This window comes from Escherichia sp. MOD1-EC6475 (genome assembly GCF_003046645.1).
In the GTDB taxonomy this organism is placed as follows: Bacteria; Pseudomonadota; Gammaproteobacteria; order Enterobacterales; family Enterobacteriaceae; genus Escherichia; species Escherichia ruysiae.
In genome coordinates this window covers 1-11,461 of record NZ_PZKQ01000042.1, presented here as the reverse complement: position 1 = coordinate 11,461, position 11,461 = coordinate 1, and the positions used below count along the sequence as shown (strand labels likewise).

General features: G+C 53.9%; 11 protein-coding genes and 1 pseudogene. 8 read left to right on the top strand and 4 right to left on the bottom strand.

Translation table 11 applies throughout. From position 1 onward, the window contains the following. Window positions 1-196: 196 nt before the first annotated feature. Entirely contained in the window at window positions 197-1,561 is a 1,365-nt protein-coding gene (gene rhlE / locus A7589_RS13420) for an ATP-dependent RNA helicase RhlE (RefSeq protein WP_000007077.1), read from the bottom strand. Between the two features lie 228 nt (window positions 1,562-1,789). On the opposite strand from rhlE, the gene cecR reads away from it, so the two are divergent. The 5 genes from cecR to A7589_RS13395 are packed head-to-tail and all read left to right on the top strand — an operon-like array spanning window position 1,790 to window position 7,431. Continuing rightward, window positions 1,790-2,461 (top strand): DNA-binding transcriptional regulator CecR, encoded by a 672-nt coding sequence (gene cecR, locus A7589_RS13415; protein WP_010354758.1) that lies wholly within the window; start codon window positions 1,790-1,792, stop codon window positions 2,459-2,461. 2 nt (window positions 2,462-2,463) lie between these two features. Beyond that, a complete protein-coding gene (hlyD, locus tag A7589_RS13410) occupies window positions 2,464-3,459 on the top strand; it encodes a secretion protein HlyD (protein WP_133174892.1) in 996 nt (331 codons plus the stop codon). After that, a complete protein-coding gene (locus A7589_RS13405) occupies window positions 3,452-5,188 on the top strand; it encodes an ATP-binding cassette domain-containing protein (protein WP_108188882.1) in 1,737 nt (578 codons plus the stop codon). The genes hlyD and A7589_RS13405 overlap by 8 nt, the downstream gene beginning before the upstream one ends. Then, a complete protein-coding gene (locus tag A7589_RS13400; protein WP_000070112.1) occupies window positions 5,181-6,314 on the top strand; it encodes an ABC transporter permease in 1,134 nt (377 codons plus the stop codon). The genes A7589_RS13405 and A7589_RS13400 overlap by 8 nt, the downstream gene beginning before the upstream one ends. A 10-nt stretch (window positions 6,315-6,324) precedes the next feature. Then, window positions 6,325-7,431, top strand: a complete 1,107-nt coding sequence (locus A7589_RS13395) for an ABC transporter permease (protein ID WP_000469029.1) — start codon at window positions 6,325-6,327, stop codon at window positions 7,429-7,431. Here the strand turns inward: A7589_RS13395 and A7589_RS13390 are convergent. Beyond that, window positions 7,393-7,803 carry a YbhQ family protein gene (locus A7589_RS13390; RefSeq protein ID WP_000871987.1) on the bottom strand — a complete coding sequence of 137 codons (411 nt, stop codon included), beginning with the start codon at window positions 7,801-7,803 and terminating at the stop codon, window positions 7,393-7,395. The two genes, A7589_RS13395 and A7589_RS13390, sit on opposite strands and share 39 nt — an antisense overlap. Before the next feature lie 132 nt (window positions 7,804-7,935). On the opposite strand from A7589_RS13390, the gene A7589_RS13385 reads away from it, so the two are divergent. From A7589_RS13385 to A7589_RS13375, 3 genes are read left to right on the top strand one after another with little or no spacing between them, the layout of a single operon-like run. Beyond that, window positions 7,936-8,697, top strand: a complete 762-nt coding sequence (locus A7589_RS13385; protein WP_001113335.1) for an endonuclease/exonuclease/phosphatase family protein — start codon at window positions 7,936-7,938, stop codon at window positions 8,695-8,697. After that, the gene (clsB, locus tag A7589_RS13380) at window positions 8,694-9,935 is read left to right on the top strand and encodes a cardiolipin synthase ClsB (protein WP_000650352.1); all 1,242 of its coding nucleotides are present in this window, start codon (window positions 8,694-8,696) and stop codon (window positions 9,933-9,935) included. The genes A7589_RS13385 and clsB overlap by 4 nt, the downstream gene beginning before the upstream one ends. Beyond that, window positions 9,935-10,891 carry a lysylphosphatidylglycerol synthase domain-containing protein gene (locus tag A7589_RS13375; RefSeq protein WP_000045486.1) on the top strand — a complete coding sequence of 319 codons (957 nt, stop codon included), beginning with the start codon at window positions 9,935-9,937 and terminating at the stop codon, window positions 10,889-10,891. Before clsB ends, A7589_RS13375 begins: the two co-directional genes overlap by 1 nt. Window positions 10,892-10,894: 3 nt before the next feature. On the opposite strand, the gene A7589_RS13370 is transcribed toward A7589_RS13375, so the two are convergent. Further along, window positions 10,895-11,116, bottom strand: coding sequence for a hypothetical protein (locus tag A7589_RS13370; RefSeq protein ID WP_000471747.1), 222 nt, complete (start codon window positions 11,114-11,116; stop codon window positions 10,895-10,897). Between the two features lie 78 nt (window positions 11,117-11,194). Continuing rightward, window positions 11,195-11,461 (bottom strand): annotated as a pseudogene (locus A7589_RS13365) (Bax inhibitor-1/YccA family protein); the annotation flags it as partial.

The following is an 11,461-nucleotide window of genomic DNA, read 5'->3' as shown; positions in this document are numbered from 1 at the left end:
ATTTCCCGCATCGGGAGAAACATCATTGTCCCCCCTCGCCCTTTTAGGGAGAGGGTCGGGGTGAGGGTAAATAATCACGCCAGTGCGGGTTTGTTCCCCTCACCCTAACCCTCTCCCCGAAGGGGCGAGGGGACTGTCCAGGCACTTTTGGGACTTTGTCATCAGTCTGCTGCCGGGCATAGCCCGGCATAAAAGATTACTGCGCAGCGGCAGGTTTACGCGGACGGCGGCGACGTTGTTGTTCGCCTGCTGGTTTGGCATCGCCGAGACGACGAGACGGTTTTTCTGCGGGTTTCGCGTTACCAGACTTCGCACCACCTTCTCCACGGCGTGGTTGCTGTTGACTGCGACCACCACCCTGCCCACGACCGCCGCCACTGCGTTGCTGGCGACCATTCTGGATCGGTTCGGCTTTGATTGACGGGTCCGGCTCATAGCCCGGAATCGCAATGCGTGGGATCTCTTTTTTCAGCAGTTTTTCGATATCACGCAGCAGTTTGTGTTCATCAACACACACCAGCGATAACGCTTCGCCGGTGGCGGCGGCACGACCAGTACGCCCGATACGGTGGACATAATCTTCCGGTACGTTTGGCAGCTCATAGTTGACGACGTGCGGCAACTCTTCGATATCCAGGCCACGCGCGGCGATGTCGGTCGCCACCAGCACACGAATATCACCCGATTTAAAATCGGCCAGCGCACGGGTACGCGCACCTTGCGATTTATTGCCGTGGATCGCCGCACTGCGAATGCCATCTTTATTTAATTGTTCAGCCAGATGGTTAGCGCCATGTTTGGTTCGAGTAAACACCAGCACCTGCTGCCAGTTACCTTTACCAATCATGTGTGACAGCAATTCCCGTTTGCGTTTCTTATCGACAAAGTGAACGTGCTGGGTCACTTGCTCAGAGGCGGTATTGCGGCGTGCCACTTCGATTTCCAGCGGGTTATGCAGCAGTTTTTCTGCCAGAGCTTTAATCTCGTCAGAGAAAGTCGCGGAGAACAGCAGGTTCTGGCGCTTCGCGGGCAGTTTTGTTAACACACGACGAATATCGTGGATAAAGCCCATATCGAGCATACGGTCAGCTTCATCAAGGACGAGGATCTCTATCTGATCCAGTTTCACCGCGTTCTGGTGTTCCAGATCCAGCAAACGCCCCGGCGTTGCCACCAGCACATCAACACCGCCACGCAGCTTCATCATCTGTGGGTTAATGCTGACGCCACCAAACACCACCAGCGAACGAATATTCAGGTATTTGCTGTAATCACGGACGTTTTCACCAATCTGCGCCGCCAGTTCGCGGGTCGGGGTGAGGATCAACGCGCGTACTGGACGACGCCCTTTGGCGTGCGGCTCGCGGGAAATCAGGTGTTGCAACAGCGGTAACGTAAAGCCCGCTGTTTTGCCCGTGCCGGTCTGGGCACTGGCCATCAGGTCGCGGCCTTCCAGCACCGCAGGGATCGCCTGCTGCTGAATAGGGGTGGGTTCACGGTAACCTTGCTCGGCAACGGCGCGCAGGATATCAGGGCTTAAACCCAAAGAATCGAAAGACATAACTACTCCGAACCGCCCCGACCGTTACCGGTGTAGTTTTCAGGGAGATACTGAAAAGGAAAATGACAAAAACCACAATGTCATGAGGGAGCGGAGTGTAGCAGTTTTTGTGACGCAGCGCATAAATTATCCCTGTGACTGGCGTTGCTCAAATTCTTAGCCATACTGGACAACGCGAAAAATGAGTCATAATCTTAATCAATCATTTGATTAAGAATGGGCTGTGCTATGAATAGTCCTGCCATGACAACCAAAGGTGAACAGGCGAAAAAGCAGCTGATTGCCGCTGCACTGGCGCAGTTTGGTGAGTATGGAATGAACGCCACCACCCGCGATATCGCCGCCCAGGCCGGGCAGAATATCGCTGCTATTACCTATTACTTCGGTTCGAAAGAAGATTTATACCTCGCCTGCGCCCAGTGGATTGCCGATTTTATTGGCGAACAGTTCCGTCCGCACGCCGAGGAAGCCGAACGCTTATTCGCGCAACCACAGCCGGATCGCGCAGCCATCCGCGAACTGATCCTTCGCGCCTGCAGGAACATGATTCAACTGCTCACCCAGGAGGACACTGTCAACCTCAGCAAGTTTATCTCCCGTGAGCAGCTCTCTCCTACGGCGGCCTACCATCTGGTGCATGAACAGGTGATTAGCCCGCTACACAGCCATCTTACGCGTCTGATCGCCGCCTGGACCGGTTGTGATGCCAACGATACCCGCATGATCCTCCATACCCATGCATTACTTGGCGAGATTCTGGCGTTTCGTCTTGGTAAAGAAACGATTCTGTTACGCACCGGCTGGAGCGCGTTCGATGAAGAAAAGACCGAACTGATCAACCAGACGGTGACCTGTCATATCGACCTGATTTTGCAAGGATTATCGCAAAGGAGTTTGTAGTGATGAAAAAAACTGTCGTGACTGGACTGACGGTAGTGGTGCTTGCCGCCGTGGTTGCCGGAGGCTACTGGTGGTATCAAAGCCGCCAGGATAACGGCCTGACGCTGTATGGCAACGTGGATATTCGTACGGTGAATCTGAGCTTCCGTGTCGGAGGTCGCGTTGAGTCGCTGGCGGTAGACGAAGGTGATGCGATCAAAGCGGGCCAGGTGCTGGGCGAACTGGATCATAAGCCGTATGAGATTGCCCTGATGCAGGCGAAAGCGGGCGTTTCGGTGGCTCAGGCGCAGTATGACTTGATGCTTGCCGGGTATCGCGACGAAGAAATCGCTCAGGCGGCCGCCGCCGTGAAACAGGCGCAAGCCGCATATGACTATGCGCAGAACTTCTATAACCGCCAGCAAGGGTTGTGGAAAAGCCGCACCATTTCGGCAAACGACCTGGAAAATGCCCGCTCCTCGCGCGACCAGGCGCAGGCAACGCTGAAATCAGCTCAGGATAAATTACGTCAGTACCGTTCCGGTAACCGTGAACAGGATATCGCCCAGGCAAAAGCCAGCCTCGAACAGGCGCAGGCGCAACTGGCGCAGGCGGAGCTGAATTTGCAGGATTCGACGCTGGTCGCACCGTCTGACGGCACGCTGTTAACCCGTGCAGTAGAGCCTGGCACGGTGCTCAATGAAGGCGGCACGGTGTTTACCGTCTCGCTGACGCGTCCGGTGTGGGTGCGCGCTTATGTTGATGAACGTAATCTTGACCAGGCGCAGCCGGGACGCAAAGTGCTGCTCTATACCGATGGTCGCCCGGACAAGCCCTATCACGGGCAGATTGGTTTCGTTTCGCCGACTGCTGAATTTACCCCGAAAACCGTCGAAACGCCGGATCTGCGTACCGACCTCGTCTATCGCCTGCGTATTGTGGTGACCGACGCCGATGATGCGTTACGCCAGGGTATGCCAGTGACGGTGCAATTCGGTGACGAGGCAGGACATGAATGATGCCGTTATCACGCTGAACGGCCTGGAAAAACGCTTTCCGGGCATGGATAAGCCCGCCGTCGCGCCGCTCGACTGCACCATTCACGCTGGTTATGTGACGGGGCTGGTGGGGCCGGACGGTGCGGGCAAAACCACGCTGATGCGGATGCTGGCGGGATTACTGAAACCCGACAGCGGCAGTGCCACGGTGATTGGCTTTGATCCGATCAAAAACGACGCTGCGCTGCACGCCGTGCTCGGCTATATGCCGCAGAAATTTGGTCTGTATGAAGATCTGACGGTGATGGAGAACCTCAATCTGTACGCGGATTTGCGCAGCGTCACCGGTGAAGCGCGGAAGCAGACTTTTGCTCGCCTGCTGGAGTTTACGTCTCTTGGCCCGTTTACCGGACGCCTGGCGGGCAAGCTCTCTGGCGGGATGAAGCAAAAACTCGGGCTGGCCTGTACCCTGGTGGGCGCGCCGAAAGTGTTACTGCTCGATGAACCCGGCGTCGGCGTTGACCCTATCTCACGGCGCGAACTGTGGCAGATGGTGCATGAGCTGGCGGGCGAAGGGATGCTGATCCTCTGGAGCACCTCGTATCTCGATGAAGCCGAGCAGTGCCGTGACGTGTTACTGATGAACGAAGGCGAGTTGCTGTATCAGGGGGAACCGACGGCTCTGACGCAGACTATGGCCGGACGCAGTTTTCTGATGACCAGCCCGCACGAGGGCAACCGCAAATTGCTGCAACGGGCATTGAAACTGCCACAGGTCAGCGACGGGATGATTCAGGGGAAATCCGTGCGCCTGATCCTCAAAAAAGAGGCCACACCAGACGATATTCGCCGCGCTGACGGGATGCCGGAAATCAACATCAACGAAACTACGCCGCGTTTTGAAGATGCGTTTATTGATTTGCTGGGCGGTGCCGGAACCTCGGAATCGCCGCTGGGCGCAATATTACATACGGTAGAAGGCACACCCGGCGAGACGGTGATCGAAGCGAAAGAGCTGACCAAGAAATTTGGTGATTTTGCCGCCACCGATCATGTGAATTTTGCCGTCAAACGCGGTGAAATCTTTGGTTTGCTCGGGCCAAACGGCGCGGGGAAATCAACCACCTTTAAGATGATGTGTGGCTTGCTGGTGCCGACCTCTGGTCAGGCGCTGGTGCTGGGGATGGATCTGAAAGAGAGTTCCGGTAAAGCGCGCCAGCATCTCGGCTATATGGCACAAAAATTTTCGCTCTACGGCAACTTGACGGTCGAACAGAATTTACGCTTTTTCTCCGGTGTGTATGGTTTACGCGGTCGGGCGCAGAACGAAAAAATCTCCCGTATGAGCGAGGCGTTCGGCCTGAAAAGTATCGCCTCACATGCCACCGATGAACTGCCGTTGGGTTTTAAACAGCGGCTGGCGCTGGCCTGCTCGCTGATGCATGAACCGGACATTCTGTTTCTTGATGAACCGACCTCCGGCGTCGATCCCCTCACCCGCCGCGAGTTCTGGCTGCATATCAACAGCATGGTAGAGAAAGGCGTTACGGTGATGGTTACCACCCACTTTATGGATGAAGCGGAATATTGCGACCGCATCGGGCTGGTGTATCGCGGGAAGCTGATTGCCAGCGGCACGCCGGACGATTTGAAAGCGCAGTCGGCTAACGATGAGCAACACGATCCCACTATGGAGCAAGCCTTTATTCAATTGATCCACAACTGGGATAAGGAGCATGGCAATGAGTAACCCGATCCTTTCCTGGCGTCGTGTGCGGGCGCTGTGCGTCAAAGAGACGCGGCAGATCATTCGCGATCCAAGTAGCTGGCTGATTGCGGTGGTGATCCCGCTGTTGCTGCTGTTTATTTTTGGTTACGGCATTAACCTCGACTCCAGTAAGCTGCGGGTCGGGATTTTGCTGGAGCAGCGTAGCGAAGCGGCGCTGGATTTCACCCACACTATGACCGGCTCGCCCTATATTGACGCCACCATCAGCGATAACCGTCAGGAACTGATCGCCAAAATGCAGGCGGGGAAAATTCGCGGTCTGGTGGTGATTCCGGTGGATTTTGCCGAACAGATGGAGCGCGCCAACGCTACCGCGCCGATTCAGGTGATCACCGACGGCAGCGAGCCGAATACCGCCAACTTTGTGCAGGGTTATGTCGAAGGGATCTGGCAGATCTGGCAAATGCAGCGGGCAGAGGACAATGGGCAGACGTTTGAACCGCTTATCGACGTCCAGACACGCTACTGGTTTAACCCGGCGGCGATAAGCCAGCACTTTATTATCCCCGGTGCGGTAACCATTATCATGACGGTTATCGGCGCGATCCTCACCTCGCTGGTGGTAGCGCGGGAGTGGGAGCGCGGCACTATGGAGGCTTTGCTCTCTACGGAGATTACCCGCACGGAACTGCTGTTGTGTAAGCTGATCCCCTATTACTTCCTCGGTATGCTGGCGATGCTGCTCTGTATGCTGGTGTCGGTGTTTATTCTCGGCGTGCCCTATCGCGGTTCGCTGCTGATCCTGTTTTTTATCACCAGTCTGTTTTTGCTCAGTACCCTGGGGATGGGGCTGCTGATTTCTACGATTACCCGCAACCAGTTCAACGCCGCTCAGGTAGCACTGAACGCAGCTTTCCTGCCGTCGATTATGCTTTCCGGCTTTATTTTTCAGATCGACAGTATGCCAGCGGTGATCCGCGCGGTGACGTACATTATTCCCGCACGTTATTTCGTCAGCACCCTGCAAAGCCTGTTCCTCGCCGGGAATATTCCGGTGGTGCTGGTGGTGAATGTGCTGTTTTTGATCGCTTCGGCGGTGATGTTTATCGGCCTGACGTGGCTGAAAACCAAACGTCGGCTGGATTAGGGAGAAGAGCATGTTTCATCGCTTATGGACGTTAATCCGCAAAGAATTGCAGTCGCTGCTGCGCGAACCGCAAACGCGGGCGATTCTGATTTTACCCGTGCTTATTCAGGTGATCCTGTTCCCGTTTGCCGCCACGCTGGAAGTGACAAACGCCACCATCGCTATCTACGATGAAGATAACGGCGAGCATTCGGTGGAGCTGACCCAACGTTTTGCCCGCGCCAGCGCCTTTACCCACGTACTGCTGCTGAAAAGTCCGCAGGAGATCCGCCCAACCATCGACACGCAAAAGGCGCTACTGCTGGTGCGTTTCCCGGCAGACTTCTCACGCAAACTGGATACCTTCCAGACCGCGCCGTTGCAGTTAATTCTCGACGGGCGTAACTCCAACAGTGCGCAAATCGCCGCCAACTACCTGCAACAGATCGTCAAAAACTATCAGCAGGAGCTGCTGGAAGGAAAACCGAAACCCAACAACAGCGAACTGGTGGTACGCAACTGGTATAACCCAAACCTCGACTACAAATGGTTTGTGGTGCCATCGTTGATCGCCATGATCACCACTATCGGCGTGATGATCGTCACTTCACTTTCTGTCGCCCGCGAACGCGAACAGGGAACGCTCGATCAGCTACTGGTTTCGCCCCTCACCACCTGGCAGATATTCATCGGTAAAGCCGTACCGGCGTTAATTGTCGCCACGTTCCAGGCCACCATTGTGCTGGCGATTGGTATCTGGGCGTATCAAATCCCCTTCGCCGGATCGCTGGCGCTGTTCTATTTCACGATGGTGATTTACGGTTTGTCACTGGTGGGATTCGGTCTGCTGATTTCATCACTCTGTGCAACGCAACAGCAGGCGTTTATCGGCGTATTCGTCTTTATGATGCCCGCCATTCTGCTTTCCGGTTACGTTTCGCCGGTAGAGAACATGCCGGTGTGGCTGCAAAACCTGACGTGGATTAACCCTATCCGCCACTTTACGGACATTACCAAGCAGATTTATTTGAAGGATGCGAGTCTGGATATTGTGTGGAACAGTTTGTGGCCGCTACTGGTGATAACGGCCACGACAGGGTCAGCGGCGTACGCGATGTTTAGACGCAAGGTGATGTAACTTTTTATCTTTCGCCAGTAACGACACCACCGCCGGGCCGGCAAGGATCGCCAGCCCTGCAATTGCCAGCAAATAGTTGTTTTCCAGTACGCGGGACAACAGCCACAGCACAATCAGCGCCGCGCCAAAATACCAGGTGGTGGTCAGCTCTTCCAGTACGTCTGCCACCTCGCGCCAGCGTTGTTCGGGGTGGCGCTGAAACACCAGCATCATCACTACCGTTACACAATACAGCACGCACAATCCCACGCCGACGTGAACCAGAGTTTTACTCATCCAGCCCACCACCAGCAGCGCCACTACCAGTAAATGCAACATAATCTGCCAGCAACTTAGGCCAGTTGCGACACGAACACGTTGTTGCCACTTCATGGCTTCTCTCCTGAAGAATTTATCTCTACTAACTCAGAGTACCGAACTTTACGGAAAATTCCGTAAGACCGCACCTTTTTGTGACGCCGACTACACTATTTCAATGAGATAAGAGGCAAAGACAGGAAAATTATGCCCGATCAAACACAACAATTTTCGTTCAAGGTACTCACCATCAATATTCACAAAGGCTTTACAGCGTTTAACCGACGCTTCATTTTGCCGGAACTTCGCGACGCCGTGCGCACTGTCAACGCCGATATTGTTTGCCTGCAGGAAGTGATGGGCGCGCACGAAGTTCATCCGCTGCATGTAGAAAACTGGCCCGACACATCTCACTACGAGTTTCTTGCCGACACCATGTGGAGCGATTTTGCCTACGGTCGCAATGCTGTGTATCCGCAAGGGCATCACGGCAACGCCGTACTGTCACGCTATCCCATTGAACATTATGAGAATCGCGATGTTTCGGTCGATGGCGCGGAAAAACGTGGCGTGCTCTACTGCCGCATTGTGCCGCCAATGACCGGAAAAGCGATTCATGTGATGTGCGTACATCTCGGTTTGCGAGAGGCGCACCGTCAGGCGCAACTTGCGATGCTTGCCGAATGGGTAAACCAGCTTCCGCCAGACGAACCCGTTTTAGTGGCGGGTGATTTCAACGACTGGCGGCAAAAAGCCAATCATCCGTTAAAAGTACAGGCCGGGCTGGATGAGATATTTACCCGCGCCCACGGACGCCCGGCGCGCACGTTTCCGGTGCAATTTCCTCTACTACGTCTGGACAGGATCTATGTCAAAAACGCCAGCGCCAGCGCGCCAACCTCGCTACCGCTGCGCACCTGGCGACATCTTTCTGATCATGCCCCTTTGAGTGCGGAGATTCATTTATGAAATGTAGCTGGCGCGAAGGCAATAAGATCCAGTTGCTGGAGAACGGCGAGCAATATTATCCCGCTGTATTTAAAGCGATTGGTGAGGCGCAAGAACGCATTATTCTTGAAACGTTTATCTGGTTCGAGGATGACGTCGGTAAACAATTACACGCAGCATTGCTGGACGCTGCGCGACGCGGGGTTAAAGCGGAAGTCTTGCTGGATGGCTACGGTTCGCCGGATCTCAGCGATGAGTTTGTCAATGAACTGACGGCGGCTGGCGTGGTGTTTCGTTATTACGATCCCCGCCCTCGCCTGTTCGGTATGCGCACCAATGTGTTTCGCCGGATGCATCGCAAAATTGTGGTGATCGACGCACGCATCGCCTTTATTGGCGGGCTGAATTACTCCGCCGAGCATATGTCCAGCTACGGTCCAGAGGCCAAACAGGATTACGCGGTGCGCCTGGAGGGGCCAATTGTGGAAGATATTCTGCAATTTGAACTGGAAAACCTGCCCGGACAAAGCGCGGCACGGCGCTGGTGGCGACGTCATCACAAGGCAGAAGAGAACCGCCAGCCGGGAGAAGCGCAGGTATTGCTGGTCTGGCGCGATAACGAAGAACATCGCAGCGATATTGAGCGCCACTATCTGAAAATGCTCACTCAGGCGCGGCGGGAAGTGATTATCGCCAACGCCTACTTCTTCCCCGGCTATCGATTTTTACACGCCTTGCGTAAAGCGGCACGGCGTGGGGTGCGGATCAAACTGATCATTCAGGGTGAACCGGATATGCCTATTGTCAGAGTCGGCGCGCGCTTGCTGTATAACTATCTGGTTAAAGGCGGCGTTCAGGTATTTGAATATCGCCGCCGCCCGCTCCACGGCAAAGTGGCATTGATGGACGATCACTGGGCGACGGTTGGCTCCAGTAATCTCGATCCGCTCAGTTTGTCGCTGAATCTTGAAGCAAACGTTATCATCCACGATCGTAATTTTAACCAGACGTTACGCGACAATCTGAATGGCATCATCGCCGCTGACTGCCAGCAGGTAGATGAAACCATGCTGCCAAAACGCACCTGGTGGAACCTGACTAAAAGCGTGCTGGCATTCCACTTTCTACGCCATTTCCCGGCGCTGGTGGGCTGGCTTCCGGCGCATACGCCACGTCTGGCGCAAGTTGATCCGCCCGCGCAGCCGGCAATGGAAACTCAGGATCGGGTAGAAACAGAAAACACGGGGGTAAAACCCTGATGAGTAAATCGCATCCACGCTGGCGCCGGGCAAAGAAGATCCTCACCTGGCTGTTTTTTATCGCGGTGATTGTGTTGCTGGTGGTCTACGCCAAAAAGGTAGACTGGGAAGAGGTCTGGAAGGTCATCCGCGACTACAATCGCGTTGCACTGCTCAGTGCGGTTGGGCTGGTGGTCGTCAGCTATCTGATTTACGGCTGTTATGACCTGCTAGCCCGCTTCTACTGCGGTCATAAACTGGCGAAGCGCCAGGTGATGCTGGTGTCATTTATCTGCTACGCCTTCAACCTGACGCTCAGTACCTGGGTCGGCGGCATTGGTATGCGTTATCGTCTTTACTCCCGCCTGGGATTACCGGGTAGCACTATTACACGGATTTTCTCGCTGAGTATTACCACCAACTGGCTGGGCTATATTTTGCTCGCCGGGATTATTTTTACCGTGGGCGTGGTGGAACTGCCGGATCACTGGTATATCGATCAAACCACGCTGCGTATTCTCGGCATTGGTTTGCTGCTGATAATTGCAGTCTATTTATGGTTTTGCGCCTTCGCTAAACACCGTCATATGACCATCAAAGGGCAAAAGCTGGTGCTACCTTCATGGAAATTCGCCCTCGCCCAGATGCTGATTTCCAGCGTTAACTGGATGGTTATGGGAGCGATTATCTGGCTGTTATTTGGTCAAAACGTGAACTATTTCTTTGTACTGGGCGTGTTGCTGGTTAGCAGTATTTCCGGCGTCATTGTGCATATTCCAGCGGGTATTGGCGTACTGGAAGCGGTGTTTATCGCGCTACTGGCAGGGGAACATACATCAAAAGGAACGATTATCGCCGCCCTGCTCGCTTACCGTGTCCTGTACTACTTTATCCCGCTGCTGCTGGCGCTGATCTGTTACCTGCTGCTGGAAACCCAGGCGAAGAAGCTACGGGCGAAAAATGAAGCGGCGATGTGAAGCTCAGTTAAGTTCTTTTGGTTTAAGTTCGGGATGCTGTGTATAAATGGGGGTCATGATGTCGATTAACATGCGCCCCATAATTTCCCCGACGGCGGAACGATAAGTATTGAGCTCAGATTCATCGCAAGTTTGCTGAACAAGCGATACTGATGTATCTAATTTAGAACCAATATCGAGCATTAATGCGCTGATATCTGCTGCCAGAGTTTTATCTTTGAACATTCCATAAACCTTTTTAATTTTTAGATAAAGGCACAACTGTACAAAATATCAAAATTTAGCCACATTCCACTTTAAATACTAATGGAAAAATCGAGTATGTCTTTGCCAGACAAGCGTTATAGCTATTGCTGCAAGTATCCCAAAGAAGCCGATAAAATAGTAATAGAGTGTTAATGCACCTATAAAAGCGCAACGAACCGGACTCCATAACTCTTCGCTATGGCTTTTTCCTGCCAGTTCAAGGAGCTTATTTCGTCCATGGGAGATAAGGCCTGACCACAACACAATCATTAAGCAACTTATTACCCAAACAGGTCGTTCACTCATTAGGTGATGCTGCCAACT

Bases quoted from the DNA above. Each gene is read 5' to 3' on its own strand.
- rhlE (WP_000007077.1), bottom strand. From the start codon at position 1,561: ATGTCTTTCGATTCTTTGGGTTTAAGCCCTGATATCCTGCGCGCCGTT.
- clsB (WP_000650352.1), top strand. From the start codon at position 8,694: ATGAAATGTAGCTGGCGCGAAGGCAATAAGATCCAGTTGCTGGAGAAC.
- A7589_RS13375 (WP_000045486.1), top strand. From the start codon at position 9,935: ATGAGTAAATCGCATCCACGCTGGCGCCGGGCAAAGAAGATCCTCACC.
- A7589_RS13390 (WP_000871987.1), bottom strand. From the start codon at position 7,803: ATGAAGTGGCAACAACGTGTTCGTGTCGCAACTGGCCTAAGTTGCTGG.
- A7589_RS13385 (WP_001113335.1), top strand. From the start codon at position 7,936: ATGCCCGATCAAACACAACAATTTTCGTTCAAGGTACTCACCATCAAT.
- hlyD (WP_133174892.1), top strand. From the start codon at position 2,464: ATGAAAAAAACTGTCGTGACTGGACTGACGGTAGTGGTGCTTGCCGCC.
- A7589_RS13370 (WP_000471747.1), bottom strand. From the start codon at position 11,116: ATGTTCAAAGATAAAACTCTGGCAGCAGATATCAGCGCATTAATGCTC.
- A7589_RS13405 (WP_108188882.1), top strand. From the start codon at position 3,452: ATGAATGATGCCGTTATCACGCTGAACGGCCTGGAAAAACGCTTTCCG.
- A7589_RS13400 (WP_000070112.1), top strand. From the start codon at position 5,181: ATGAGTAACCCGATCCTTTCCTGGCGTCGTGTGCGGGCGCTGTGCGTC.
- cecR (WP_010354758.1), top strand. From the start codon at position 1,790: ATGAATAGTCCTGCCATGACAACCAAAGGTGAACAGGCGAAAAAGCAG.
- A7589_RS13395 (WP_000469029.1), top strand. From the start codon at position 6,325: ATGTTTCATCGCTTATGGACGTTAATCCGCAAAGAATTGCAGTCGCTG.